The organism is Burkholderia sp. AU33423 (assembly GCF_002223135.1).
GTDB classification, from domain to species: Bacteria; Pseudomonadota; Gammaproteobacteria; order Burkholderiales; family Burkholderiaceae; genus Burkholderia; species Burkholderia lata_D.
Window position 1 is genome coordinate 419132 of the sequence record NZ_NKFH01000007.1, and the last position, 26008, is coordinate 445139.

A 26008-nucleotide genomic window follows, 5' to 3' on the forward strand; every position below is an offset into this window, starting at 1 on the left:
GACTGGAGAAGGAAACATGAATGTCAAGATTGACGGCCGCCTGACCGGCAAGGTCGCGATCGTGAGCGGCGGTGCCGGCGGCTGCGGCGGCGCGGCGTCCGAACTGTTCGCCGCCCAGGGCGCGAAGGTCGCGATCATCGACCGCGACGGCGACGCCGCCGAAACGCTTGCGTCACGGCTGCGCGACGCGGGCCTGCAGGCGATCGGCCTCGGCGCCGACGTGTCGAAACAGGCCGAAGTCCAGCAGGCCGTGAGCGCCGCACGGGAGCAGTACGGCAACGCGGACATCCTGTTCAATCACGCCGGCACGCTGATCGTCAAACCGTTCCTCGACATCGAGGAGTCGGAGTGGGACTGGCTGATGGGCGTGAACGTGAAGAGCATGTTCCTGATGACGAAGGCGGTGCTGCCGCAGATGCTGGAGAAGGGGCGGGGCAGCATCGTCTGCACGTCGTCGATTTCCGCGGTGTGCGCGACGCCGGGCGAGGTGCTGTATGACGCGACCAAGGGCGCGTGCCACATGTTCGCGCGGGCGATAGCGGTCGAGTATCGCGATCGCGGCATTCGATGCAACGCGCTCGCGCCGGGGTTCATCCGCACGCCGCACGGGATGCGCGAACTGAAGGACCTGCAGGCGATGGGCGTCGACGCGACCGAGGCGGCGATCGCGGTCCAGCAAGGCCGCCTGTGCGAGCCGTCGGAAGTCGCGGCCGCCGCGCTGTTCCTCGCGTCCGACGAGTCGAGTTTCGTCAACGGCACGCACCTGTTCGTCGACAACTGTTTCTCCGCCGTCTGATTACCGGTTTTCGCAAGAAGCGGAAGGGCAGGCGCCGAGCCTGCCCGGCCGGCACGTTCCGTCGAAGGTGTTGCAGCGATGCGACCCTTCGATTTTTTTTGCGCGCCTGGCGCGCGGTGTGTCCTAGCGGAATGTCGGAATCCTTCTAGCTGAACGGAGGCGCGTCTGATGGAATGCGAAGGCCGAAACACCATGCAGCCGGCAAGCCGCGGTCAGTCATTCACTCCCAACTGGTCAATCATCATGTTCAATCGCACCACCAGCACCGTTGCCAACGTCGATCCGGAACTTTTTGCCGCGATCGAGCAGGAAAACCGCCGCCAGGAAGATCACATCGAGCTGATCGCGTCGGAAAACTACACGAGCCCGGCGGTGATGGCCGCACAGGGTTCGCAACTCACGAACAAGTACGCCGAAGGCTATCCGGGCAAGCGCTACTACGGCGGCTGCGAATACGTGGATGTGGTCGAGCAGCTGGCGATCGACCGCGTGAAGCAACTGTTCGGCGCGGAAGCCGCGAACGTGCAGCCGAACTCGGGTTCGCAGGCGAACCAGGGCGTGTTCTTCGCGATGCTCAAGCCGGGCGACACGATCATGGGCATGAGCCTCGCGCATGGCGGCCACCTGACGCACGGCTCGCCCGTGAACATGTCGGGCAAGTGGTTCAACGTGGTGAGCTACGGCCTGAACGAGAACGAAGACATCGACTACGAAGCGGCCGAGAAGCTCGCGCAGGAACACAAGCCGAAGCTGATCGTCGCGGGCGCATCGGCATTCTCGCTGAAGATCGATTTCGAGCGTCTGGCGAAGATCGCGAAGTCGGTCGGTGCGTACCTGATGGTCGACATGGCCCACTACGCTGGCCTGATCGCGGCAGGCGTGTACCCGAACCCGGTGCCGCACGCGGACTTCGTGACGACGACGACGCACAAGAGCCTGCGCGGCCCGCGCGGCGGCGTGATCCTGATGAAGGCCGAGTACGAGAAGCCGATCAACTCGGCGATCTTCCCGGGCATCCAGGGCGGCCCGCTGATGCACGTGATCGCGGGCAAGGCGGTGGCGTTCAAGGAAGCGCTGTCGCCGGAGTTCAAGGCGTACCAGGAGAAGGTGGTCGAGAACGCCCGCGTGCTGGCAGAAACGCTGGTGAAGCGTGGGCTGCGGATCGTGTCGGGCCGCACGGAAAGCCACGTGATGCTGGTGGACCTGCGTGCAAAGAACATCACGGGCAAGGCAGCGGAAGCGGCACTGGGCGCGGCGCACATCACGGTGAACAAGAACGCGATCCCGAACGATCCGGAAAAGCCGTTCGTGACGAGCGGCATTCGTCTCGGCTCCCCGGCGATGACGACGCGCGGTTTCGGCGTGAAGGAGGCCGAGATCGTCGGCAACCTGATCGCCGATGTGCTGGAAGCGCCGGAAGATGCGGCCACGCTCGAGCGCGTGCGCGGGCAGGTTGCCGAGCTGACGAAGCGTTTCCCCGTCTACGGCTGACGCCGGCAAGATTCAACCGCTGGAAGGCGGTTGAATCTCGTCGTTGCGCGTGGACATGAAAAAACCGACTCGCGGCATTGCGCCAGCGAGTCGGTTTTTTTTAACCTGCTTCGAACGCTTCAGACAGACGGATCGACGTTCGCCTCGAGTTCGCGGATGCGGTCGAGATTGCGCGTGTCCTTCAGCACCGGCGGCCCCGCGAACGTGTTTCGTACGCCGAAGCCATACCAGATTACCATCAGCGCCACCACGAAACCGACGAGTACGTACAGCACCTTCTCGTTCGGCGGCTGGATGCCGACATACGCGAGCACGCAGGCGCCGACCAGCGCGAGCAGCGCGCACGGCTTCGACCAGATTCCCAGTTGAAACGGGCCTTTATCGGTCCACGAGCGGCCTTCGGCCAGCATCCCGGAGCCGATCGGCATCGCATACGAGATGAACAGGAACACCGCGCTGCCGGCGCTCAGCACCGAGAACGCGTCGCCGTACAGCGTGACGACGATCGCGAGCACCGCACACGTCCAGATCGCGGGGCCGGGCGTCCGGTGCGTCGGGTTCACGCTGCGCAGCAGCTTCGACGCCGGCAGCCCGCCGTCGCGTGCGAATGCATACACCATCCGCGACGTCGACATGATCGCGGCGAGCCCGCACACGTAGTTGATGAAGAACATCGCGAGTTCGAGGCTCACGCGCAGCGTCTTCGGAATCGGCGCGAGAATCGCCTCGAAAAAGCCGGTGCCCTGCTTCATGCTGGCGGTCAGGTCGGGCATCACCAGCACGAATGCGCACACCATCACGTAGCCGAACACCGCGGACCAGAACACCGACCCGATGATGCCGCGCGGCACGTTCCTGGCCGCATCGTGCGTCTCTTCCGACGTGTGCGCGGAAGCGTCGAAGCCGGTGATCGTGTAGGTCACGAGCAGCAGGCCGGACAGGAACGCGAGCGGCGTGGCCTGCTTCGGCCATGCCCCGCCATCGACGCCGGTGAAATTGGTGAACGTCACCAGCCGATGCGCGTCGAACGCGACCGGCGAGTAGACGAGCAGCGACACCACGAGCGCGATCGTCACCACGAAGATGAGGTAGCCCGATAGGTCGGTGATCTTGCTCGCGATCCTGATGCCGCGTGCATTCAGGATTGCCTGCGAGATCGTGATGAACGCGATGAACGCAGTTTGATGCCACCAGGTCAGGCTGTCCGGGCTGACGCCGAACATCGGCGCGATCAGCGTCTTGAAGAACGGATCGTAGGTGCCGAAGTTGATCGCGGCGATCACGAAGATCAGGCCGATCAGGTTGAGCCACGCGGTCATCCACCCCCATTTCTTCCCGCCGAGGATCGCGCCCCAGTGATAGAGGCCGCCGGCCGTCGGAAACGCGGACGCGATCTGCGACATCGACACCGCGACGATCAGCGCGAACAGCGAGCCCAACGGCCAGCCGAGGCCGATCGACGCGCCGCCGGTCGCGGAAAACGCGAGCTGGAACGCGGTAATGCCGCCCGACAGGATGCAGATCACCGAAAACGAAACCGCGAAGTTCGAGAAACCGCTCATACGTCTCGACAGTTCCTGCGCATAGCCCATCTTGTGCAGCAGGCTTACGTCACTGTCGGTGCCTGAATCAGGCTGGAGTTTTGCATCCATGGTCGCTCCGTCACGAATGTCCTGCGTGGCAGGACCGTCATCGCCGCCCGGGCCAAGGAACCTGGCCCGCTCCTGGGATTCGTCGGCGGCTCGCGATGCCGTGTCGAGCGGCCATCGCTTTCCAGTCCGATGCGTGAACGGTATGAAATCAAATTTCCCGGCTCTATCAGATTTCGGCAATGTAGTGAAAATCCGGAGGGATGCACCGGAACAGGGCTTGTCGGCCCGTTTCGCCGCCGGGAGGACCGGGAGCGTGACGGACGCGCGGCCGGTGGCGACGGGCGATCGCCGGGTCGCCGGGGCGCCGCCACGCAAGCGGCCCCGGATGCACGCCGGAGCCGGCGATGGCCTATTCCGTTTGCGGCTCGTTGTGTCGGGGTCCGAAGCGCGCGCGATAGTCGCGCGGCGACACGCCGACCTGCTTCGCGAACGCGCGCTGCAGCGCGTCGACGCTGCCGAATCCCGACCGCTCGGCGATGCGTTCGAGCGGCCAGTCGGCCCGCTCGAGCAGCGCCTTCGCGCGCTCGACCCGTGCTGCCAGGACGAATTGCGCCGGCGATCGCCCGGTTTCCTTGAGGAAGTGGCGCGCAAACGTGCGCTCGCTCATGTGCATCCGTGCGGCCAGCGCGGCGACGCCGAGATCGCCGGCCGGATCGTCGGCGATGTCGGCGAGCAGGGCGCGCATGCGCGGCGTCGCGTTGGCCAGCGAGCCGAGCCCGACGCTGAACTGCGCCTGTCCGCCGGGCCGGTGCATGAACAGCACGAGTTCGCGTGCGACCGCGAGCGCGGTCGGCGCGCCGCAATCTGCCTCGACGAGTGCAAGACACAGATCGATGCCGGCCGTTACGCCGGCCGACGTATGGAACGGCGGATCGCTGACGTAGATTGCGTCCGGCTCGATCCGCGCGTCGGGACGGAGCGCCTGCAGCATCGCGCACTGGTTCCAGTGCGTGGTCGCGCGCCGGCCGTCCAGCCATCCGCCCGCCGCCAGCACGAACGCGCCCGTGCAGATGCTCGCAATGCGCCGCGTGCCAGCAATCCGCGTGCGCAGCCACGGCAGCACGCCGGCTTCCGACGCGGCGTGGCGCAGCGCCGCTTCATCGCCGCCGGCGACGATGATCGTGTCGATTCGCTCGGGCAGCGCCGCGAGCGCGGCCGTGCCGGCGAGGCGCAGGCCCGCGTGCGTGACGATGTCGCCGCCGTGTTGCGACGCGAGCGTGAGCCGGTACGGCACGGCATGGTCGGGACGGTGACGGTTCGCGACCGCGAACACTTCCATCGGGCCCGTGATGTCGAGCGACTGGACGCCTTCGAAGCCGACGACGACGATGTCGCGTGCCGAACATGTTGACTGGGACATGGCGGAAAGTGCGGTGGAGTTGTCCTTGTGACCGCGAGCATGATCCTTGTAATTTTCCGGACATGCAATCGACGGATGCGGGTGAACGATGCGGGGACGGAAGACAGGCGGGGCGGTGCTGCTCGTGTGCGCGATGCTGGGCGCGTGTGCAGCGGGGTGGCATGTGCCGGTGAAGGCGGAGGATGCACGGCCGGTCGCACAAGTGCTGACGATCGGCGCGCCGAAGGCGGGCCGCACGCGGCCGCTCGTGGCGATCGTCGCGGACAACGCCGGAACGGAGACGACCGATTTCATCGTGCCGTACGCGATGCTGAAGACGTCCGGGGCGGTCGACGTCGCCGCCGTATCGGCCGAAGAAGGCGAGGTCGAACTGATGCCCGCGCTGCGCATGCTGGCCGATACGACGTTCGACCGGTTCGATGCCGCGACGCCTGCGGGGGCCGACGTGGTGATCGTGCCCGCGCTGCATCGCGCGGACAGCCCGGCCGTACTGGCATGGTTGCGCAAGCAGGCCGCCGCCGGCGCGACGATGGTGGCGATCTGCGAAGGCGCGGAAGTCCTCGCGAACGCCGGCCTGCTGCGGCATCGCACGGCGACGTCCCACTGGTATTCGCGCGACGGCCTGCGTCGCCGCTTTGCCGATACGACGTGGGTCGACGATCGGCGCTATGTGATGGACGGCAACGTCATGACGACGACCGGCGTGTCGGCGTCGATTCCCGCTTCGCTGGCGTTGTTGAATGCGCTGGCCGGGCCGGCAGCGGCGCGCGAGACGGCGCGGCGCGTCGGCGCGCACGCATGGAGCGACGTTCACGACGGAAGCCGGTTCGCGTTGACGGCGCGTGCGGTGGCGGTTGCGTTGACGAACCGCGTCGCGTTTTGGCGGCACGAGACGTTCGATCTTCCGGTCGAAACCGGGTTCGACGAGCTTCCGGTTGCGTTGACCGCCGACGCGTGGGCGCGGACCTGGCGCAGTGACGTCGTCGCGACGGCAGACGCGCGCGTGATCGAGTCGAGGCACGGGCTGCGGTTGTTGGCGCAACCGGCGAACGTTCGGCACGCGCGTGTGACGATGCCGGCTGACCGGCGTGGGGAAGCGGTGCTGCCCGGTGTGCTCGGCGACATCGCGGGACGCTACGGCGATGCGACGTCAGGCTGGGTCGCGCTGCAGCTGGAGTATCTGAAGTAGCGGCCGTTTTGCGCGGCATGCTGGTATTGCGTGCCGCGCTTGTGACGGAGTTCTCCGGCGCCGGGCAGCGGGATGTCGAGGCATGGCAGTTTCATGTCGATCTCCTCGCGAACGGTGTGCCGCTCACGCGCTGGCGGGGCGACGTTCCTGATCGATCAGACAGAGGCCGGGGCTTCGGCCGTCCGCTGGGCGGACAGCCGACTCCACAGCATGCCGGAGCGATTGCCGCTGCGGCAGTACGCGAGCACCGGCTTCTGCAGCGTGTCGACCAGTGCACCGAATGCGTCGATCTCCGCATCACCGATGCCGTCGCGCTCGACCGGCAGGTAGCGCGCTTCGAGGCCCAGTTCGCGGGCCGCCGCGGCGATTTCGTCGAACGCCGGATGGGCGTCGCCTTCGCCGTCCGGCCGGTTGCAGATGACCGAGCGGAAGCCGGCATTGCGGATCGCCTTCAGGTCGGCCGGCGTGATCTGCCGCGACGCGGAGAACCCGTTCGCCGCCGTCGCACGACACTGTTCGATCGCGTGGCGGAAACAGGCGATCGCGAAGTCGACATCCTGCTCCGTCGTAAAGCGGCCGAAGCTCACACGCACGGTGCGGCCTGCCGTTTCCGCATCGAGGCCGATCGCGGTCAGCACGTGGGACGGTGCGCCGCTGGTCGAGTTGCACGCGGACGTCGACGACACCGCGAGCGCTTCGCCGAGCATGAACGGGAAGAAGCCCGGCGCATTCACCGTCAGGCTCAGCGTGTGCGGGATGCGGCGCGCGGCGGCCGCGTTCTGCGTGACATCGCCGAGTGCGACCAGCGCGTCCGTCAGGCGCGCGCCGAGCGCCGCGATTCGAGCGGCTTCGCCGTCGAGCTTTTCAGCGGCCAGTTCGCATGCAACGCCCATGCCGACGATCTGATGGGTCGCGAGCGTGCCCGAACGCAAGCCGCGCTCATGCCCGCCGCCATGAATCTGCGGGGCGATCCGGTCCGCGATGTCGCGGCGCACGAACAGCGCGCCGATGCCCTTCGGGCCGTACACCTTGTGCGCGGACATCGACAGCATGTCGATGCCGAGCGCGCGCACCTCGATCGGCGTCTTGCCGAGCGCCTGCGCGGCGTCGACGTGGAGCAGCGCGCCCGCGGCATGCACGATGCGCGAGATTGCGCCAATATCGGTCAGCGTGCCGAGCTCGTTGTTCACGAGCATCAGCGACACGAGGCCCGTATCGGGGCCGATGGCGGCGGCGACCGCGTCGGCGGTGATCTCGCCGTCGCGCGTGGGCGTCAGGAACGTGACCGACGCGCCGTGCTTCGCCAGGTTCGCCATCGTGTCGAGAATGGCCTTGTGCTCGATGCGGCTCGTGATCAGGTGGCGCTTGCCGGTCGCGTTTTCCGCATAGCCCTTCAGCGCGAGGTTGTTCGATTCGGTGGCGCCCGAGGTCCAGACGATCTCGTCGGCGTCCGCGCCGATCAGCGCGGCGACTTGCGCGCGGGCCTGCTCGACCTTGTCTTTCGCCAGCCGGCCGGCGGCGTGCGAGCTCGATGCGGGGTTGCCGAAGATGCCGTCGAAGCCGAGGCAGGCCGTCATCGCTTCGATCACACGCGGATCGGCGGGCGTCGTGGCGGCGTAGTCGAGGTAGTGCAGCGTGGTGGTGTCGCTCATGTCCTTCTCATGCTCGTTTCTTTCGGAATGGAAGAAATGATACGGGGGACAGGTGGGAAAAAGGATCTAAAGTCGGCTGGCGATTCAGCTTGATATGGAATAACGTTTTATCAGAATGTGGATTGGGGGAATTTATTTTTATTGGGGCAGGCGGGTGCGATTTGCGTGTCCACGGCCCATTTTGCGAGGGATTGTCGAGATGCAGTATGAACTGACGACGTTGTCGTGTTTGCTGCTGGAGCAGGATGCCGTTTCGGCTGGGGCGCACCGATGGGTAACGGATCCGGGGGCCGCGGGGCGTCTCCTCGGCGCATGGCGTTCGGAAATCGGCGAATTGGGGCAGATCGTCGTGCTGCGAGGCTTCGACGAAATCGACGAACTGCAGCAGGAGCGTCGACGTGCGTTGATGAGCGGCGGGCCGTTCAATATCAGCGGTGCCGATGTGGGTCTCAGCATGGAAACCTACGAACTGTTTCCGTTCCTGCCCGAGATCGAGCCGTCGACACTCGGCAGGTTCTACGAATTCCGCCGCTATTGGCTCAAACCGGCCGGGATCGCGCCGACGATCGCCGCGTGGAAACAGGCCGTCGGCCCGGCCGAAGCCTATACGGCTCATCTCGTCGCCAACATGTACGCGATCGACGGCCCGCCTCGCATCGCCCATATCTGGGGGTTCTCGAGCCTCGAGGAGCGCATGGCATTGCGCGCGCGCCACTATGCCGAGGGGCTCTGGCCGCCGAAGGGCGGACCGCAGCAGATCGAGCGGGCTACGTCGACGATTTGCCTGCCGGAAGCGTGGTCTCCGCTGGGTTGAATGCCCGGTGAAGCGTCGCGGCAATCGCGCTGCCCCGCACGATGCGAAGGCAGCTGCCGTATCGATTGCCGGCAGCGGCTGGCGTGCCCGCGTATCGCAGCGGAGCTGCGGCAAGCCAGCCACTGCCGGGGCGTTCCCGAATGGCTGTACGCCGTGTTCATGCGGCGCAATGCCGAAGCCTCGATGTCTATGAGGGATTCCCCCGTAACACGCGAATGAGCGCCGCTTCAGCGCCGCTTTCGTTCGCTCCGCGCCTCTCCGTCGATGCTTCCCGCCCATCGCCCGCGATTATTTGCGTTTCGCGAATGGCGCGTTCGCCGGTTGTTCCATACCCGATTGGCGGCCGTGCCCCTATCGTGGTGACGTCGGCTGATTGAACCCAACGCGTTGCACCCGAACGCCAGCCGGCACTTCCTCGCGATTCGCGTCGCACACAAAAGACATCGGACCTGGCTCATGCGCAGCTGCGGCGCGCGCAGGCGAACCTGTGTCCACGGAGACGGACATGAAAGCAAACGAGTGGGATACCTCATACGAATGGAAGGCGGTCACGCTGCTGGCGCTCGGCTTCGGGCTGGTCGGCCTCGATCGCTGGCTGATCGCGCCGCTGTTCCCTTCGATCATGAAGGACCTCAACCTGAACGCGCAGGACGTCGGCAACTGCATCGGCGTGCTCGGCCTGTCGTGGGGGATCTTCGCGGCGCTGATGGGCGGCATCTCCGACAAGATCGGCCGCCGCAAGGTGCTGATTCCGGCCATCATCGCGTTCTCGCTGCTGTCGGGCTTCTCGGGGCTCGCGGGCGGCCTGCTCGGGCTGATGGCGATTCGCGGCCTGATGGGCGTCGCGGAGGGCTCGTTCTGCCCGACGAGCTTTGCCGCGACGGCCGACGCGTCGCATCCGCGGCGGCGCGGGCTGAACCTCGGCCTGCAGCAAAGCGGCTTCGCGCTGTTCGGGCTCGCGCTGTCGCCGATCATCGCGACGCAGCTGCTCGGCTTCGTGTCGTGGCGCTGGGTCTTCGCGCTCGTAGCCGTACCCGGCCTGATCCTCGGCGCGATCATGTTCTTCGTCATCCGCGAGCCGAAGGTCACGAAGGCCGTCGCGTCGGAGCATGCGCCGGCGTCGCTCGGCCATGTGCTCAAGAGCCGCAACATCCTCGTGGCGATGGCCGCGCTGTGCTGCGCGATGACGGGCGTATTCGTGCTCGGCGCGCTGCTGCCGCTGTACCTGACCGATTACCTGGCGCTCGGCACGCAGAAGATGGGCCTCGTCGTGTCGGCGATCGGCTTCGGCGGTTTTCTCGGGCAGTTCGGGTTGCCGGGCCTGTCCGATCTGGTCGGCCGCCGCCTCGCGAGCATCGTCGGCTTCGCGGGGACGGCCGTGATGCTCTATATCTTCCGCGGCCTCGGCCCGCAGCCGCTCGCGCTGTTCGGGGTGCTGTTCGTCGCGTCGTTCTTCACGCTCGGGCTGGTGTCGCTGCTGTCCGGCCCGGTGGCGACCGAGGCCGCGCCCATCGGGCTCGTGTCGACGTCGATCGGTATGGTGGTCGGTGTCGGCGAGATCTTCGGCGGCGGCATCGCGCCGGCGATGGGCGGCTATGTCGCCGCACACTTTGGCATCCAGAACATTCTGTGGCTGCCGATGTGCTCGGTCATGCTGGGCATCGTGGTCAGCCTGCTGCTGAAGGAAACCGCACCGGCCGTGCTGCAGCGTCGCGTGGCGGTGCAGCCGGAACTGGCGGCCGGCGAGCAATCGCGGTAAGGCCCGTGCGGGCACGGCGGCGCATGCGGGGGCGGGTGTCATCGGCGATTGACATCGATTGGGTGACAGAGTGACGCTTCCCGCATGACCCAGCCCGTTACTCGCACGGGTAGACTGCCGGTTTCGCTGTCGAAAAAGGGCGCGGTATGGACCGGTTCCTGAGCATCGAGGCATTCGTCAGGGTGGCGGAGGCGAGCAGCTTCGCCGAGGCGGCGCGGCAGCTCGGCGTGACCAGCTCGGTCGTGACGAACCGCATCCAGCAGCTCGAGAAGTTCGTCAACGCGCCGATGTTCCATCGCAGCACACGCCACGTGCGCCTGTCCGAAGTGGGCGAGGCGTTCTATCGCGAGTGCGCGGAGGTGGTGGGGCGCGTCAACGAGCTGACCGACCAGATGCGCGAGCTTCGCGCGACCCCGACCGGGCGGCTGCGCATCCAGATGCTGCCCGGTTTCGCGCTCGATCACTTCGGCGCGCCGCTGATGGAGTTCAACCGGCGCTACCCGGGCATCCAGCTCGACGTCATCGTCAATGACCGTGTCGTGGACCCTGTCGAAGAAGGGTTCGACATCGCGTTCCAGATCTTTCCGCCGATCTCCGAGTCGCTGATCGAACGGCGGCTGTTCACCGTCAGACGCCTGTTTTGCGCGTCGCCCGCCTACCTCGACGCGCATGGTGCGCCACAACATCCGCGCGACCTGCTGCAGCACACCACCGCGCTCTATTCGGGCTATCCGTCGCGCAACCGCTGGACGATGACGCGCGGCGACGAAGTCGTCGAAATGGAGCTGCCGGGCATGATCCGCTCGAACTCCGTGCACCTGCTGCGCGAGTACGCGCTGTCCGGCGGCGGTGTCGTGTGCCTGCCCACGCTGGTGGCGAGCAAGGCGCTCGTCGCCGGCCGGTTGGTGCCCATTCTCACCGACTTCCAGCTCGCGCCGCTGAGCTTTGCCGCGGTTTATCCCGCCACGCAGCGACAGGCGTTGAAGGTGAAGACGCTGGTCGAATTCCTCGCGGAAACCATCGGCGACGAATCGCCGTGGGATCGTCCCCTTCTGGAGCGTGGCTGGGTGCGTTGAACCGCGCGGATTATTCGCGAAACGCAAATGCCGTAGTCGCCGTCCCGTGCCTTGTTGCGGTGGGCCCTTGCCCCTAGAGTGGAATCCAACAAGCGGTTCAACTCAGGAGACAGAAATGACCGACACGGCATTCCACACCGTCTTTGGCTCGCTCGACAGTTACAAGAAAGGCGAGATCGAAATCACCAGCGGCAGCGCTCAACACTACGCGTTCTCGAATGTCTTCGAGGTCGCATCGAAGTCGGCCCCTTACGAAAAGGTCGTCGCCGGCAAGAACCTCGAATACGTGATCGAAGTGCTGCGGACCGACGGCCAGTCGCCGTGGTTCGCGTGCTCGCACGACGAATTCGTGATCCAGATGGATGGCGAAGTCCGGATCGAATTCATCAAGCTCGATACGCCGCCGCAATCGGGGCACGGCACCGTGAACGCCGGCACGCAACCGGCCGGCCGTAAGATGGGCTACGTCGTATTGCGCCAGGGCCATCAGGCGCTGCTGCCGGCCGGCTGTGCATACCGCTTCACCGCCAGCCGGCCGGGCGTCGCACTCGTGCAGACCATCCTGGGCGAGCTGTCCGTGGAGAAGTGGGCCGACATCTGCCTGCACTGATTCGTCCGACCTCATTCGACACTTCCAGGAGACACGTTATGGCCACCCTCGACACTTTCGACACTTCCGCAGGCTTTGCGGCCGATCTGGTGCGATCGACCGAAGCCGATGCCGTCACCGGCTACCGCCGCTTCCAGCTCGGCGCATTCGAATTCCAGCGCGACGAGTATTTCGTGAAGATCAGCTGGCCCGCGAAAGGCCAGACCCGCACGCACGCGATGCCGGCGGATGCGTTCCTGCGCGCGATGATGCGCGACGTGGCATGGGGCTTCTTCTACGGCTGGGTGAACTTCGACCACGTGTTCGGCACGCGCAATCACTACGGCAAGGTGGACATGTATGCGGGCACCTTCAACGGCATCCTGAAGGACGCCGGCGTGGACTACACCGAGACCTTCGAAACGCCCACGATCATGGCGACCTTCAAGGCGATGCTGCACGACTGGACGAACGAAGGCTTCGATCCGTTCGCGGCGCCCGAGGAAACCGGCACCGCGTTCGGACGCAAGCACGGCGAGAACGGCTCGGCGATCGAGCGCACGCGGATCGCGACGCGCCGCATGCCGGGCCTCGAAGGCGATTCGCCGCTGCGCGACGACCTGCCGGTCAACCGCGCGTTCCTCGACGTCGCGCAGGATGAACCGGAAGTGCATGTCGAGCCGGGCTTCGAAGGCGAGCTGCACGCGTTCAACCTGTTCAAGTACCTGTCGCGCTCGGACGTGACGTGGAATCCGTCGGTCACGTCGGTGTGCGGGCGCAGCCTGTTCTGCCCGACCACCGAGGAATTCATCCTGCCGGTGTTCCATGGCAACGACCGCGTCGAATGGTTCCTGCAACTGTCCGACGAAATCGTGTGGGACATCGGCGACAAGAACACCGGCGCGCCGCGCGCCCGCGTGACGATGCGCGCCGGCGACATCTGTGCGATGCCCGCCGACATCCGGCATCAGGGCTACTCCACGAAGCGGTCGATGCTGCTGGTCTGGGAAAACGCGACGCCGAACCTGCCGCAACGCTACGAGAGCGGCGAGCTCGCGCCGTATCCGATCGCGTTCTGAGGGGCGCGTCAGTTTCCGCTTGCGCTTCACGCCATACACCGAGGACGATTCATGCAAACCCAACTCTTCATCGACGGGCGCTTCGTTGACGCCGTCGATCGCGGCACGATCGACGTGCTGAACCCGCACGACGGCTCCGTCATCACGAAGATCGCGGCCGCCACCGCGGCGGACGTCGATCTGGCCGTCGAAGCCGCGACGCGCGCGTTCCCCAAATGGTCGGCGCTGCCGGCCGCCGAACGCGGCCGCTTGCTGCTGCGCCTCGCCGACGCGATCGAGGCTAATGCGGAGGAGCTGGCGCAGCTCGAATCGCTGGACACCGGGCACCCGATCCGCGATTCGCGCGCGCTCGACGTGCCGCGCACGGCCGCCTGTTTCCGCTACTTCGGCGGCATGGCCGACAAGCTGCAAGGCTCGGTGATTCCCGTCGAAACCGGCTTCCTGAACTACGTGCAGCGCGCGCCGATCGGTGTCGTCGGCCAGATCGTGCCGTGGAATTTTCCGCTGATGTTCACGAGCTGGAAGATGGGCCCGGCGCTCGCGGCCGGCAACACGGTGGTGCTCAAGCCGTCGGAAATCACGCCGCTGTCGACGCTGCGCATCGTCGAGCTGATGGCCGAGGTCGGGTTTCCGGCCGGCGTCGTCAACATCGTCCCCGGCTACGGGCACACGGCCGGCCAGCGGCTCGCCGACCATCCGGGCGTCGGCAAGATCGCGTTCACGGGATCGACGGCCACCGGCCGCCGGATTGTCGAAGCGTCGCAGGGCAACCTGAAGCGCGTGCAGCTCGAACTGGGCGGCAAGGGCGCCAACATCGTGTTCGACGATGCCGATCTCGATGCGGCCATCAACGGCGCCGCGTGGGCGATCTTCCACAACCAGGGGCAGGCGTGCATCGCCGGCTCGCGTCTCGTGCTGCACGAACGCATCGCGGATGCATTCCTCGAGCGCTTCGTGGCGCTCGCGTCGTCGATCCGGATCGGCAATCCGCTCGATGCGAACACCGAGATGGGGCCGCTGACCTCGAAGCAGCACCTCGATCGCGTGCTGTCGTTCGTCGATGTCGCGCGCGAGCAGGGCGGCCGTGTGCTCACCGGCGGCGGCGCGCCGCAGGACCCGGCGCTCGCCAACGGCTACTACGTGCGCCCGACGGTCATCGAGGCCAAGCGCGCGACCGACCGCGTCGCGCAGGAGGAAGTGTTCGGCCCGTTCGTCACGGTGCTGCGCTTCGGCAGCGACGACGAGGCGCTGGCCATTGCAAACGCAACCGAATACGGGCTGGGCAGCGGCCTGTGGACGAAGGATCTTTCCCGCGCACACAAGATGGCGTCGCAGATCAACGCGGGCATGTGCTGGATCAACTGCTACAAGCGCGTCAATCCGGGCAGCCCGTTCGGCGGCGTCGGCCAGTCGGGCTACGGCCGCGAGATGGGCTTCGAGGCGATGCACGACTACACCGAGGCGCGGTCGGTATGGGTCAACGTCGACGGCAACGTGCCGCCGCACTTCAAGCGCTGAGGTTCGCCATGGATCGCTTCGTCTATCAGGGCACCCCGTCCCGCGTGGTATTCGAATGGGGCGCGCTCGACAGGCTGCCGGACGAGCTGTCGACGCTCGGCGCGCGCCGCGCGCTGATCCTGTCCACGCCCGAGCAGCGGCCGCTCGCCGAGCGCGTGGCGGCGATCCTGGGCGAGCGTGCGGCCGGCATCTGCGCGCAGGCGGTCATGCACGTGCCGATCGAGGTCGCGCACGCGGCGCGCGAGATGGCCGGCGAGCTGGAAGCGGACTGCTGCGTCGCGATCGGCGGCGGGTCGACGATCGGGCTGGGCAAGGCGATCGCGCTCGAATCGGTGCTGCCGATCCTGGCCGTACCGACGACTTACGCGGGCTCGGAGATGACGCCGATCTTCGGGCTCACGGAAGGCCGGCTGAAGCGCACCGGGCGCGACGCGCGCGTGCTGCCGCGGACGGTGCTCTACGACCCGTCGCTGACGTTGTCGCTGCCGCCGGACATTTCCGCGGCATCGGGCATCAATGCGATGGCGCATGCCGTCGAGGCGCTCTATGCGGAAGACGCGAACCCGGTGATCAGCCTGATGGCGGAAGAATCGATCCGCGCGCTCGGCGAAGCACTGCCCGTGGTCGTGCGCGAGCCGGCGAACCGCGACGCGCGCAGCCGCGCGTTGTATGGCGCGTGGCTCGCGGGAACCTGCCTGGGCGCGGTCGGCATGGCGCTGCATCACAAGCTGTGCCACACGCTCGGCGGCACCTTCAACCTGCCGCACGCGCAGACGCATGCGGCGATGCTGCCGCATACCGCGCACTACAACCACGCCGCCGCGCCCGATGCGCTGCGCCGCGTGGCGCGCGCGCTGGGCGGGAACGACGCGGCCGAAGCCGGCCCGCTGCTGTTCGCGCTGAACGCACGGCTCGGCATCGCGCCGGCGCTGGCCGACCTCGGGATGCCGGAGGCCGGCCTCGACGAAGCGGCCGACCTCGCGTGCCGCAACCCGTATGTGAATCCGCGGCCGATCGGACGCGAGGCGATTCGCGCGCTGCTTCAGCGCGCATGGGAAGGGCGCGCGCCGCAATGAATGGCCCGATGCGTCAACGGAGACAACCATGAGCCTTGACCACCATGACGGTGACGCCACGCTGACCGCGCCGGTCGTCGCCAGCTTCGACGGCACGCCGAGCCCGCGCTTGCGCACGCTGATGCGGCGCCTCGTGCGGCATCAGCATGCGTTCGTCCTCGATCGGAGCTGACCGCCATGGCAAGATTTTTTGCGGTGTTTGCGACGGACCAGCCGGGCATGCGCGACGTGCGCGATCGCGTGCGGCCGATTCACCGGACTTACCTGCGCTCGGCCGACCAGCACGGCGTGGTGGTGCGCCTCGGCGGCCCGACGCTGGACCCGCACGGCGACGCGATGAACGGCACGCTGCTCGTCGTGGAGGCGGACGACATTCAGGCGGTGATGCAGTTCATCGGCAACGATCCGTACGTGAAGGAAGGGCTGTTCTCGCACGTGGAAGTGCGTCCGTGGGACTGGAGCCTCGGCAACCCCGAGCAGAGAGTGTGAATCATGGACGCACGACAACTCTGCCACTTTTCCGACGTGCCCGACGGCGGCGCGCGGGTCGTCGACGAAACATGTATCGGACGTCCCGTGATCGTCGTGAGACGCGGTGAGCAGGTGTGGGCTTATGTGAATCGTTGCCCGCACTTTTCGGTGCCGCTCGATTTCGTGCCGGGTAGCGTTTCCTGCTACCGGTCGCAAGTGCTGATGTGCGCCCATCACAGCGCGCTGTTCCGGTTCGACGATGGCGTGTGCATCGACGGGCCTTGCTCGGGCTCGGCGCTGGAGGCCGTGGCGGTCGAGGTGGATGCCGCTGCGTGGGTCGTCTGTCGAGGCGCTTGATTCGCGTGTGTTTCGACGAGTAGGGGGCGGTTAGTGCGTCCGTTATCGTGTTTTTAAATCAGTAAAGCTAATCATATTTCGGGTGTCTGGTAATCGACGCCTGAATGATGGCGATCCCTTGTGCAGTACCGAGCGAGCACCTGCCACGTAGCAGGGGGTGGCCTCGCTTTGTCATAAAAAAGACGGAGACAAAATGAAACTCAGGTTTGGAGCAGTGGTGATTCTCGCCGTGGCGCAGGGTGCATGGGCGCAGAGCAGCGTGACGATGTTCGGGCTGATCGACGCCGGCGTCTCTTATGTCAGCAACGAGGGCGGCGGAAAGAACGTCAAGTTCGACGACGGCATATTCGCGCCCAATCTCTTCGGCTTTCGCGGCACGGAGGATCTCGGCGGCGGATATCGCGCGATCTTCGCGCTCGTGAACCAGTTCTCGATGGCGAACGGCGCGATCATCGGGACGGGGATTTTCGGGCGCAATGCGTACGTGGGCCTTGAAAGCAACCGGTTCGGCAGTATCACGCTGGGCAATCAGTACGACTTCATGGTGGATTCGCTGTTTTCGAAGAACAACGCGATTTCACGCGATATCTCGGGGCTGTACGGCTTTCGGAATGGGCCGTTTCAACGTCTCGCGCTTCCGGATAATCCGACCGGTGCATTCGATTGGGACCGTACGGCGGGTAGCAAACCGATCGCGAATTCCGTCAAGTACAGCTCGCCGACGGTGTCGGGTTTTTCCGGTGGCGCGATGTATGCGTTCGGTGGGGTGGCCGGGTCGGTCGGGGCGGACAATGCGGTCAGTGCAGGATTGAACTATGAGATGGGGCCATTCGGAGTGGGCGCGGCCTATACGAACGAGAAGTACGGCCCTGCGCCCGGCGTGCCGTCCACCAGCGTGCGCAACTGGGGCGTCGGGATGCATTACGACTTCGGTGTCGTGACTGCGAATGCGCTGATGACCACTGTACACAACTCGTTCAACGACGCCGGGGTGTGGATGGGCGAAGCGGGCGGATTGTGGCACGTGAGGCCGGATGTCGCGCTGGGTGCGAAGTACATGTACATGAAGGGCAATGAAGCGGTGAACAACAACCACGCGCATCAGGTCAGCGTGGCGCTTCAGTACCTGTTCTCGAAGCGGACGATGGTTTATGTGTCGGCGGATTATCAACGTGCGAACAACGGTGCGAATGCGCAGGTCAATGGCGTGCTCGATCCGAACGGGGCGTCGAGTTCCGCGAGCCAGACGGTGGCGCGGATCGGGCTGCATACGGTGTTCTGACGGGGTGTGCTGCCTCTTCGAGCGCGCAGGGCGACCCATGCTCGCCCTGCGTTGATATTCCCCATCACCGATATTTCCCGCAGGGTTTGCAGCACGACGATATTTTCCTGGTAAGTGAGCGGTAAGTCGACTGGTCCTACAGTAGCCCCCGTTTCGATCGTCGACTCCAGGAAAATGATTGTGAAAACAGCCTCCCGCCGCGAACGTCCGTTACTGCTGCTTGCCGTTTCATTCGCATTTGCGTCTGCTTCCGCCTGGGCGGACGACGGCATGATCCCGCCCGATGCCGATAATTCGGGGCTGACCATCCTCAACAACGCGACCAATGTGACGCGCTGGGGGTTGGGTGCCGGAGTCGGCTTCGCGCCGTCGACCTACAAGGGCGACAGCACTCGCGTATTGCCGTTTCCGCTGGTCTATTTCGACAACAAATGGGTACAGGTCATCGGTACCACGGCCGATCTGAAAATCGGGAGCTGGAGCGGCGTCAGTGTCGCGCTTCGTGGCCAGTTCTCGCTTTTCGACGGATACAAGGGCTCTGACGCACCGATCCTGAACGGCATGGAGAATCGCAGGGGCGCATTCTGGTACGGGCCTGCACTGTCATGGGGCACCGGGTTCGGTACGTTGTCGGGCAGCTTCCTGTTCGGCGGAAACAAGGGCGAGCGCGCGAAGATCGGCTTCGAGAAGGCATTTGCTTTCGGCCAATTCTCGATCGCGCCGCATGTCGGCGCGGAATGGCTGAGCAACAAGTACGTCGACTACTATTACGGCGTGCGACCATCGGAGGCGCGCGCCGGACGCGCCGCCTACAGCGCGGGTTCGACAGTGAACGTGTCGGCCGGCACGCGTATCGACTACCGGCCGACGAAGCAGCAGACGATATTTCTGGACGTCGGCGTGTCGCGTCTCGGCGACGCCATCACCGACAGTCCGATCGTCGGAAGACGGTTCGTTCCCGAAGCCAGAGTGGGCTATATGTACCGATTCAAGTGAGAGCGGGTATGCCGAGAGTTGCGATTGTCGAGGATCATGAACGCCTTGCCGACATGTTGTGCCAGGCGTTGGCCGGTGCGGGAATCGAATCCGATCGTTTCGGCAATGTCAGTGAAGCCGCCTACGGTGTCGACCAGGCCGACTACGCACTGCTGATCATCGACCGCGGATTGCCCGACGGCGACGGCCTGGCGTTCCTGCGGACGCTGCGCGCGGCGGGGCGCATGATGCCTTGCCTGATGCTGACGGCACGCGATGCGTTGCATGACCGCATCGACGGACTCGAAAGCGGGGCCGACGACTATGTGACCAAGCCGTTCGAAATGAGCGAACTCGTCGCCCGCGTGCGCACGCTGATGCGGCGCCCGGCGCTGCTGACGACGCTCGTCGCATCGTTCGCGGATGTGACGGTCGACCCGCCGCAGCGCGCGATGTGCTGCGGTAATCGGACGATACCGCTTGCGCCGGCCGAGTTGCAGGTCATGCTTTGCTTGATGGAAGCCGCGGGCCGGACGGTGCGGCATTCGATACTCGAGCATGCCGCGTGGGGGCTCGGGGAGGCGGTCACGCCGAACGCGCTCGAGGTGACCGTGCATCGCTTGCGCAAGAAACTGGCGGCGATCGGCGCAACGGTGCGGCTGACCAATATTCGCGGTGCCGGCTTCGCGCTGCGGGACGCATGACGCTTCTGGGTAAGAAAGCAACCATGTTCCATCATTGGATTCGACGCCTGTCGACGCGTCTGTGGATGACCAACGTCGTTGCGTTCGCCATCAGCCTGGCGCTGCTGTCTGCGCTCGCCGTGTATGTCCTCGATCGCTATCCGGAGTTCCTGGGGCGGCGGCAGCAGATGGAGATCATCGGTCATGTCGTGACCGGGTTGAGCTTCGACGACGCCGGGCGTCCGGTATCCGTGCAATTGGGCGAGCGTCCGGCGCTGATGTTCCGGCTCTTGTCGAGCGAGGTGAAGTATCGCGTGCTCGATTCGACGGGGCGGTTGTGGCTGGCGTCGGTGCCTTCGAACGGGAATCGGCCGTGGCTGACGGAAGACCTCGCGAAGGCGGCCGGCAAGGTGGTGTCCGCCACGATCGATGGCAAGGTATACGCCGTCGCCACACGGCGCATGTCGAAAGGGGGCGTCGATTATTACGTGCAGGTTGCGCAAAGCAGGCAGCTTGTCGATGCGCTTGTCGTGTCGAAGATCGAGCCGATACCGAAGACCGTCGGCTATGTGCTGCTCATCGCGACCATCATTTTCGGGCTGACGCTGCCGCTGACGATCAGCCGCGTGTTGAAGCCGTTGCGGGAGGTATCGCGTGCCGCGAGCGGAATCGAGCCGCGCAACCTGAAGACGCGACTGTCTTCGGACGGGATTCCGAGTGAGATCAAGCCGCTGATCGATGCGTTCAACGATGCGTTGACGCGACTCGAGAATGGCTTCGCGGTTCAGCAGCGGTTTCTGGCCGACGCCGCGCATGAGTTGCAGACACCGCTCACGCTGGTCAGAGGCCAGATCGAGCTGCAGCCCGACATCCGGCAGAAGGCGCTTCTGCTTCGCGAGATCGACCTGATGGCGCGGCAGGTCAAGCAGTTGCTGCATCTGGCGGAAGTCAGCGAAGCGCAGAACTTCAGCTTCGACGACGTGAACAGCGTCGAAATCGCACGAGACGCCGTTGGCTTGCTGGCCGGCAAGGCCGATGCGAAGCAGGTGAAGCTCCATATCGAAGCGCGCGACTCCGTGTCACCCATCCAGGCTGATGGCGGGGCGCTCTTCATCCTGCTCAAGAACATTCTCGAGAACGCGATCAACGCTTCGCCCACGGCTGGCGTGGTCGTGCTGACCGTACTCGATACGGCGATTCATATCGACGACGAGGGGCCGGGCATTCAGCGGGAGCATGTTCCGCTGCTCTTCGACCGATATTGGCGGGCGCCGGATTCACGGTATGACGGTGCCGGTCTCGGGCTGGCAATCTGCAAGGAAATTGCCGTGGCGCATCAGTGGAAACTGACAGTCGATGTGCTGGCCACGGGGACGCGGTTCAGCGTGTGGTTTTAGTCTGCGCGGTTGTCGTGCCGGGCCGGGTTCCCGCAGTACAAGGGCCGGATCGGAGGTTCTGCGCGGTCGAAGGAGGGCTTTTCCGAGGTCCCTTGTTCGAAGCTGGAGCAACACATAGCGATCTGGAGAAACATAAGATCGATGGTCTCGTTTCGGCCTCGGTTAATGCGTTGAGCGTTAGGGGACACGAGGGATTCTGTTTGACGCTCGCCGCCCTTGATGAGCTACCCAACCTTTCTTGGAGAAGGCTGAGATGGCAGGATGGTCAGCAGTGCTTCCCGTTGTTCGCGCTCCGCTGCGGTGACGGCCGACGGTGTCACTTTCTACGCCGATGTTTTCGGCATAGTCCTTCTACGCCGCTAGATTAGGCAAACCCGGGTCGTCATGTAAGATGCGCACAGCTTCACCCGGTCTTGAGAGGGGCCGGTTCCCGCTTCATAACGGCAATCAGCCGCACAACAACAAGGAAGCCACGAAATATGCCGGGGATTCCCACCAAAGCCTTTACTGTCTGGCACACGATCCTGTCCGTGGCCCGACACGCACCGTCGCCGCACAACGTTCAGCCGTGGCGCGTGCAACTGATTTCGGACGATTACGCCGAGCTGTTCATCGACGGCACGCGCACGCTGCCGAAAGAGGACACGACCGGTTCGTTCCTGTTGTCCGCGATGGGCATGTTCATCGACGCGATCGATCTGCTCGCGGCACCGCACGGCTTGCGTGTCGAATGGCAACTGCATCGCCCGGTGCAGGAATTCGCGGTCATCCTGTCGCGGCCTACGCCGCCAGGGCTGATTCCGTTCGCCGCGTTGCGACTCGTCGCGAATGCCAACGCGGACGGATCGCGCGACGATCCGTCCGCGCTGATGCTGGCGCGCCGCACGTCACGCCTTTCGATGGATCCGACACCGGTACCGGACGCGGCCGTCGCGCAACTGGCGGCACTGGCCGACGAATGGGGGCATCGATATACGCACCTGTCGGGTGCGGAACTGATCGAGCCGATCATCGCGACGAACATCGACGCCGTGTTCCATGACATGAACGTCGCGGACTACCACGACGAAATCACTGCCTGGTTTCGCTTCACGGAAGGCTCGACCGCTCGCCATCGCGACGGTCTCGACTGGCGCTGCATGAACCTGTCGCGCGCGGAATTCTGGATGTCCGCGCGGCTGTCGAAAATCCTGATGTTCAAGCCGACGCGCTTCTATTTCAAGCGCCGGTATCGATCGCAACTGGGGCATGTGCCCGCGATCGGCGTGTTGAGTGGCGATTTCTTCAACCCGGAGAACGCGATCGAGTCGGGCCGTTTCCTGCTGCGCTTCTGGCTGGCTTTGACGAGTCTCGGCCTGTACTTGCATCCGTACGGCAACCTGGTCACGAACCCCGACGCCGCAGCGTGGTTCAGCGCACATACCGGGGTCGACCGGGCATGGCTCGTGTTCAAGGTCGGCTACTCGCGTACGCCGCCGCAGAGCCAACGCAGGGCGCTTGCCGACATCCTCGTCGACGCGCCGGTTCCGTCCTACTCGCCGAGATTCGCATGAACACGCTCATTCGCCTCTTTCTCGAAGCCATTCTCTGGACGCTTTGGTTTCTTCGTCGCGTGATCAGCGTCGACGGACGTCTCTATGTGTTCCTCAACGCGCCGATCTTCCAGCCCTACCTGGCTTATGTCGGCCGCATGCGCGCCCGAGTGGCATTCCTCAAGGCGAGCACGTCGTGCCCTGCGTATATCGAGTTCCTGAAGGCCGAAGGCTATAAGGCCGGCGGCACATGGCGGCTTTCGGACCTGCCTGCCATGACCAAGGAGAACTACATCAAGCGCTATTCGATCGAGCAGCGCTGCTATGGCGGTGCGATTCCGAAGTCGGGTGTCGTCATCGACGAGTCATCGGGGTCGACCGGCCAACCGAACAACTGGGTGCGCAGCGCGGCCGAGCGCAGCGACGTCAAGCGCATCCTGCAGCTGAACTATCAGCTGGTGTTTCGCGACTCCGGCAAGATGTTGCTGAACTGTTTTGCGCTCGGGCCATGGGCGACCGGCATGAACGTATCGATGTCGCTCGTCGACGTCGGCATCATGAAGTCGATCGGCCCGGACAAGGCCAAGTTGATCAACACGCTGAAGCTGTTCGGGCCGAAGTACCAGTACCTGATATTCGGCTACCCGCCGTTTATCCGCTCGGTGGTCGACGAATGCGATCTCGACCTGACGCCGTATCACATCGATTTCATCGTCGGCGGGGAAGGGTTGTCGGAAGCGTTGCGCGATCACCTGCTGCGCAAGGCGAGCACGGTGATCTCGTCGTATGGCGCGTCGGACCTCGAGATCAATATCGGCGTCGAGACACCGACGACGATCGGCTTGCGGCGTGCGTTGCTGAGTCGCCCCGAGTTGTGCCGAGAACTGTTCGGGCGCGATTCGCCGCCGATGATCTTCCAGTACAACGCGCTCGACTACGTGATCGAGACGAATGAGGACGGCGAACTGCTGGTGACGATCGGGCGGCAGTCCGGTGCGGCGCCGAAGATCCGCTACAACATTCGCGATGCCGGTGGGACGTATAAATTCCGCGATCTGAACAAGCGTCTGTCGGCGCATGGCATGCGCCTGACAGACTTCGCATCGCGCACCAGCCATTTTCCGTTCTTGTTCGTGTACGGGCGTAACGATTCGAGCGTACCGTTCTATGGCGCGAAAGTGTTTCCGTCGGATGTCGAACAGGTTCTGTCCGCTTCGCCGGTGCTGCATGACGCGGTCAGTACGTTCCAGCTTGCTACGACCGAGGATGCGCAGTTGACGAGCTTCCTGCATGTCCATCTTGAGCGGGCTTTGGGGAACGGGGCGGTGCAGCTCGACGATGCGGCGCTGCACGGCGAGATGTTCGAAGGCATGAAGCGCGTGAATCAGGACTTTCGCGAGGTGTCGCGGTTGTTCGATCCGAAACAGGTGATCGTGCACATGCACGATCACGATACGGGGCCGTTTCAGGGGCGGGATATTCGGATCAAGAACAAGTACATTGCGTGATGGTGGGGCGATGCGTTTGGACACGCGTCGCCTGACGGGCGGCGCAAGGGTCGGCGTCGCCATCCGGCCCAAGAACTGTTCCCGGGCGCTTCTTGCCCACCACCCGTTTTTCGGTATAATGAACCCAACGTTCGGAATGTCGAACGTGAGAAGTCAAGCATCCAGAGTCGGATTCTCCGACGCCAACCTGCCCTCCCGGGCAAGGTGGACGCCTCTGAGGCGATGCGGCCGATTTACGGCAACGAAGCGGGAGCAGCATGGCTGGCACCGGTTCGATAACCACTCATCCGGAGCAACCATGCGTCAAGATACCGCTGCTTCCTGCCCCGCAGTCTGTGAAGACTGGTCACACTTCCTCCCCGGTTTCACGCTGACGCATACGGTTCATCTCGTGTCGAGACGGAATCCGGGCATCGTCTCGACCGCGGCGGCTGTGCTCGAAGGTGAAACCGCCACGGTCGACCGTTGGGCCATCACCCGCTGTGGTGACGTTCTCGAGCAAAAGATCGTTCTTGGAGAAATGACGGAAGGGCAAGCGGTTCGACTGCGCGAGCGACTGGCCGCGCTCGATGGCGTACTGCGCACGAGGGTGGAGCATCATTTCGTGCGGGGTGGGTCGGCGACGGGCAACTGAATGTCACGGCCCCTGCCCGTCGCGCCGCTGCTCGCTTGTCGTGGATTGTTGTAGTCTGGGCAATACGATAGTGTGGCGCGCCGGCCTGCCGCCGAACTGACAATGAACCTATGATGTGTCGCGCAGGCGATCGGTGAACCTGACCGGTTGGTCCAGTATCGATCGCTTGATCCTGCTAATCTCATCGTCGACCGATCCGCCAGAAAATCAGGAGTTTGTCGTGCGTCACCGGAAATCCATGTTGAGCCGTCCGAATGTCGCGTGCGTCGTCGCCGTGGCGATCATGCTGGCCCCGGTCGCGACGCGTGCAGCGGCCGACAATGTCAACGAAACGGCGAGCGTCGCGCCTGCCGTTTCGGCCAACACATCGCTCACGCGGCCGATTGTCGGCGACGATCCGGTTGCGATTCGGGAAGCACTCGAGAAGCTGCACGTCAAAAGCGCGTCCCCATCCCTGAGCGATCGCGTCCGCAGCCTGATCCCGGGCGTGGCCGACAAGCATGGCCAGAACGCCGACCTGGCCGCGGTCAACCTGGATCGTGAGGTCACTTTCCTGGTGCCGGTGTCGTACGGGCTGCGATATCAGTCGCAGAAGCATCTGTTGAAGGTGAACGTCGACCTGGTCGACGCCGACGGCGAAGGCCGGACAGGCATCCTGCTCAGAAAGGTCATTACCGGGCCGCGAGGGCAAGGGCTTGTGATTGCACCCGAGGCGAAGGCAAAAGGCTATATCCAGCAGATCGACATCATCGAACTTGATCCCGGAAAAGGCGGGAAGTCCACCGTGCGCGGCAGCGTGAGGCTGTCACCCGCTGCGTACGCGCAAACGCAGGGCGGGTTCGTGTTGGCGCTTTCCGGGCGCCTGGCCCGGCCGTATCTGACCGAACACATCGAGCACGCCGAGCCGAGCAACGACGAGCCGACCGACATCACGACGAGGACTTCGAGGTTGTACCTGGATATCGAATCCATTTCGCTCGTGAGTCGGGCGAGTGGTGCGGTGTTGTTGAAGAAGCTGAGTCTGTCGAAATAGCGGGTTGCTTGCGCAGCTTCTGCAGGACTCGTGCGCAACTCAGATGCCACCCCTCGATTGGAAGGAGCCGCGCATGAGGGGAACA

23 protein-coding genes and 1 riboswitch are annotated in these 26008 nt (G+C 64.8%); of the genes, 20 read left to right on the plus strand and 3 right to left on the minus strand.

All coding sequences use genetic code 11. From position 1 onward, the window contains the following. Positions 1 to 16 precede the first annotated feature (16 nt). Together CFB50_RS20380 and glyA are read left to right on the plus strand one after the other, a co-directional pair. Entirely contained in the window at positions 17 to 796 is a 780-nt protein-coding gene (locus tag CFB50_RS20380) for an SDR family NAD(P)-dependent oxidoreductase (RefSeq protein WP_089447020.1), read from the plus strand. A gap of 243 nt (positions 797 to 1039) precedes the next feature. Further along, positions 1040 to 2287 carry a serine hydroxymethyltransferase gene (glyA, locus tag CFB50_RS20385; RefSeq protein WP_046549531.1) on the plus strand — a complete coding sequence of 416 codons (1248 nt, stop codon included), beginning with the start codon at positions 1040 to 1042 and terminating at the stop codon, positions 2285 to 2287. 119 nt (positions 2288 to 2406) lie between these two features. Here the strand turns inward: glyA and CFB50_RS20390 are convergent, their stop codons facing one another. Both CFB50_RS20390 and CFB50_RS20395 read right to left on the minus strand, forming a co-directional pair. Further along, entirely contained in the window at positions 2407 to 3939 is a 1533-nt protein-coding gene (locus CFB50_RS20390; protein ID WP_089447021.1) for an amino acid permease, read from the minus strand. 349 nt (positions 3940 to 4288) lie between these two features. Further along, the gene (locus tag CFB50_RS20395; RefSeq protein ID WP_089447022.1) at positions 4289 to 5299 is read right to left on the minus strand and encodes a GlxA family transcriptional regulator; all 1011 of its coding nucleotides are present in this window, start codon (positions 5297 to 5299) and stop codon (positions 4289 to 4291) included. 88 nt (positions 5300 to 5387) lie between these two features. Between CFB50_RS20395 and CFB50_RS20400 the strand changes: the two genes are divergently transcribed. Then, positions 5388 to 6488: a DJ-1/PfpI family protein gene (locus CFB50_RS20400; protein ID WP_089447023.1), complete on the plus strand. Its 1101-nt coding sequence runs from the start codon at positions 5388 to 5390 to the stop codon at positions 6486 to 6488. Positions 6489 to 6643: 155 nt separating this feature from the next. On the opposite strand, the gene CFB50_RS20405 is transcribed toward CFB50_RS20400, so the two are convergent. Next, complete coding sequence (locus CFB50_RS20405; RefSeq protein ID WP_089447024.1) at positions 6644 to 8140, minus strand: aminotransferase class V-fold PLP-dependent enzyme; 1497 nt, start codon at positions 8138 to 8140, stop codon at positions 6644 to 6646. A 199-nt stretch (positions 8141 to 8339) separates the two neighbouring features. Between CFB50_RS20405 and CFB50_RS20410 the strand changes: the two genes are divergently transcribed. From CFB50_RS20410 to CFB50_RS20490, 17 genes are all read left to right on the plus strand, one after another. After that, positions 8340 to 8954 (plus strand): NIPSNAP family protein, encoded by a 615-nt coding sequence (locus CFB50_RS20410; protein WP_089447025.1) that lies wholly within the window; start codon positions 8340 to 8342, stop codon positions 8952 to 8954. A 505-nt stretch (positions 8955 to 9459) separates the two neighbouring features. Beyond that, the gene (locus tag CFB50_RS20415) at positions 9460 to 10713 is read left to right on the plus strand and encodes an MFS transporter (RefSeq protein ID WP_089447026.1); all 1254 of its coding nucleotides are present in this window, start codon (positions 9460 to 9462) and stop codon (positions 10711 to 10713) included. A gap of 146 nt (positions 10714 to 10859) precedes the next feature. Next, positions 10860 to 11789: a LysR family transcriptional regulator gene (locus CFB50_RS20420; protein ID WP_089447027.1), complete on the plus strand. Its 930-nt coding sequence runs from the start codon at positions 10860 to 10862 to the stop codon at positions 11787 to 11789. 115 nt (positions 11790 to 11904) lie between these two features. Next, the gene (locus tag CFB50_RS20425) at positions 11905 to 12399 is read left to right on the plus strand and encodes a hydroxyquinol 1,2-dioxygenase (protein ID WP_089447028.1); all 495 of its coding nucleotides are present in this window, start codon (positions 11905 to 11907) and stop codon (positions 12397 to 12399) included. Between the two features lie 38 nt (positions 12400 to 12437). Further along, the gene (locus CFB50_RS20430; protein WP_089447029.1) at positions 12438 to 13457 is read left to right on the plus strand and encodes a hydroxyquinol 1,2-dioxygenase; all 1020 of its coding nucleotides are present in this window, start codon (positions 12438 to 12440) and stop codon (positions 13455 to 13457) included. A gap of 51 nt (positions 13458 to 13508) precedes the next feature. Further along, a complete protein-coding gene (locus CFB50_RS20435; protein ID WP_089447030.1) occupies positions 13509 to 14975 on the plus strand; it encodes an aldehyde dehydrogenase family protein in 1467 nt (488 codons plus the stop codon). An 8-nt stretch (positions 14976 to 14983) separates the two neighbouring features. Next, a complete protein-coding gene (locus CFB50_RS20440) occupies positions 14984 to 16051 on the plus strand; it encodes a maleylacetate reductase (protein ID WP_089447031.1) in 1068 nt (355 codons plus the stop codon). A 28-nt stretch (positions 16052 to 16079) separates the two neighbouring features. Further along, on the plus strand, positions 16080 to 16223 hold the full coding sequence (locus CFB50_RS38865; protein WP_373452965.1) for a hypothetical protein: 144 nt from the start codon (positions 16080 to 16082) through the stop codon (positions 16221 to 16223). Positions 16224 to 16228: 5 nt separating this feature from the next. Further along, a complete protein-coding gene (locus CFB50_RS20445; protein ID WP_046549162.1) occupies positions 16229 to 16540 on the plus strand; it encodes a YciI family protein in 312 nt (103 codons plus the stop codon). A gap of 3 nt (positions 16541 to 16543) precedes the next feature. Beyond that, positions 16544 to 16879: a Rieske (2Fe-2S) protein gene (locus CFB50_RS20450; protein ID WP_089447032.1), complete on the plus strand. Its 336-nt coding sequence runs from the start codon at positions 16544 to 16546 to the stop codon at positions 16877 to 16879. 193 nt (positions 16880 to 17072) lie between these two features. Next, positions 17073 to 18161, plus strand: a complete 1089-nt coding sequence (locus tag CFB50_RS20455; RefSeq protein WP_089447033.1) for a porin — start codon at positions 17073 to 17075, stop codon at positions 18159 to 18161. Positions 18162 to 18341: 180 nt separating this feature from the next. After that, on the plus strand, positions 18342 to 19157 hold the full coding sequence (locus CFB50_RS20460) for a MipA/OmpV family protein (protein WP_089448377.1): 816 nt from the start codon (positions 18342 to 18344) through the stop codon (positions 19155 to 19157). Positions 19158 to 19165: 8 nt separating this feature from the next. Continuing rightward, positions 19166 to 19840: a response regulator transcription factor gene (locus CFB50_RS20465; RefSeq protein WP_089447034.1), complete on the plus strand. Its 675-nt coding sequence runs from the start codon at positions 19166 to 19168 to the stop codon at positions 19838 to 19840. A gap of 23 nt (positions 19841 to 19863) precedes the next feature. Further along, positions 19864 to 21216 carry a sensor histidine kinase gene (locus CFB50_RS20470; RefSeq protein WP_089447035.1) on the plus strand — a complete coding sequence of 451 codons (1353 nt, stop codon included), beginning with the start codon at positions 19864 to 19866 and terminating at the stop codon, positions 21214 to 21216. A 1405-nt stretch (positions 21217 to 22621) separates the two neighbouring features. Further along, positions 22622 to 24256, plus strand: a complete 1635-nt coding sequence (locus CFB50_RS40095; protein ID WP_144020674.1) for a phenylacetate--CoA ligase family protein — start codon at positions 22622 to 22624, stop codon at positions 24254 to 24256. A gap of 152 nt (positions 24257 to 24408) precedes the next feature. Next, positions 24409 to 24512: riboswitch (SAM-I-IV-variant riboswitch) on the plus strand. Between the two features lie 42 nt (positions 24513 to 24554). After that, a complete protein-coding gene (locus tag CFB50_RS39565; RefSeq protein WP_179254207.1) occupies positions 24555 to 24890 on the plus strand; it encodes a hypothetical protein in 336 nt (111 codons plus the stop codon). A 220-nt stretch (positions 24891 to 25110) separates the two neighbouring features. After that, complete coding sequence (locus tag CFB50_RS20490) at positions 25111 to 25923, plus strand: hypothetical protein (protein WP_089447038.1); 813 nt, start codon at positions 25111 to 25113, stop codon at positions 25921 to 25923. Positions 25924 to 26008: the final 85 nt, after the last annotated feature.

Bases quoted from the DNA above. Each gene is read 5' to 3' on its own strand.
- CFB50_RS20380 (WP_089447020.1), top strand. From the start codon at position 17: ATGAATGTCAAGATTGACGGCCGCCTGACCGGCAAGGTCGCGATCGTG.
- glyA (WP_046549531.1), top strand. From the start codon at position 1,040: ATGTTCAATCGCACCACCAGCACCGTTGCCAACGTCGATCCGGAACTT.
- CFB50_RS20390 (WP_089447021.1), bottom strand. From the start codon at position 3,939: ATGGATGCAAAACTCCAGCCTGATTCAGGCACCGACAGTGACGTAAGC.
- CFB50_RS20395 (WP_089447022.1), bottom strand. From the start codon at position 5,299: ATGTCCCAGTCAACATGTTCGGCACGCGACATCGTCGTCGTCGGCTTC.
- CFB50_RS20400 (WP_089447023.1), top strand. From the start codon at position 5,388: ATGCGGGGACGGAAGACAGGCGGGGCGGTGCTGCTCGTGTGCGCGATG.
- CFB50_RS20405 (WP_089447024.1), bottom strand. From the start codon at position 8,140: ATGAGCGACACCACCACGCTGCACTACCTCGACTACGCCGCCACGACG.
- CFB50_RS20410 (WP_089447025.1), top strand. From the start codon at position 8,340: ATGCAGTATGAACTGACGACGTTGTCGTGTTTGCTGCTGGAGCAGGAT.
- CFB50_RS20415 (WP_089447026.1), top strand. From the start codon at position 9,460: ATGAAAGCAAACGAGTGGGATACCTCATACGAATGGAAGGCGGTCACG.
- CFB50_RS20420 (WP_089447027.1), top strand. From the start codon at position 10,860: ATGGACCGGTTCCTGAGCATCGAGGCATTCGTCAGGGTGGCGGAGGCG.
- CFB50_RS20425 (WP_089447028.1), top strand. From the start codon at position 11,905: ATGACCGACACGGCATTCCACACCGTCTTTGGCTCGCTCGACAGTTAC.
- CFB50_RS20430 (WP_089447029.1), top strand. From the start codon at position 12,438: ATGGCCACCCTCGACACTTTCGACACTTCCGCAGGCTTTGCGGCCGAT.
- CFB50_RS20435 (WP_089447030.1), top strand. From the start codon at position 13,509: ATGCAAACCCAACTCTTCATCGACGGGCGCTTCGTTGACGCCGTCGAT.
- CFB50_RS20440 (WP_089447031.1), top strand. From the start codon at position 14,984: ATGGATCGCTTCGTCTATCAGGGCACCCCGTCCCGCGTGGTATTCGAA.
- CFB50_RS38865 (WP_373452965.1), top strand. From the start codon at position 16,080: ATGAGCCTTGACCACCATGACGGTGACGCCACGCTGACCGCGCCGGTC.
- CFB50_RS20445 (WP_046549162.1), top strand. From the start codon at position 16,229: ATGGCAAGATTTTTTGCGGTGTTTGCGACGGACCAGCCGGGCATGCGC.
- CFB50_RS20450 (WP_089447032.1), top strand. From the start codon at position 16,544: ATGGACGCACGACAACTCTGCCACTTTTCCGACGTGCCCGACGGCGGC.
- CFB50_RS20455 (WP_089447033.1), top strand. From the start codon at position 17,073: ATGAAACTCAGGTTTGGAGCAGTGGTGATTCTCGCCGTGGCGCAGGGT.
- CFB50_RS20465 (WP_089447034.1), top strand. From the start codon at position 19,166: ATGCCGAGAGTTGCGATTGTCGAGGATCATGAACGCCTTGCCGACATG.
- CFB50_RS20470 (WP_089447035.1), top strand. From the start codon at position 19,864: ATGTTCCATCATTGGATTCGACGCCTGTCGACGCGTCTGTGGATGACC.
- CFB50_RS39565 (WP_179254207.1), top strand. From the start codon at position 24,555: ATGCGTCAAGATACCGCTGCTTCCTGCCCCGCAGTCTGTGAAGACTGG.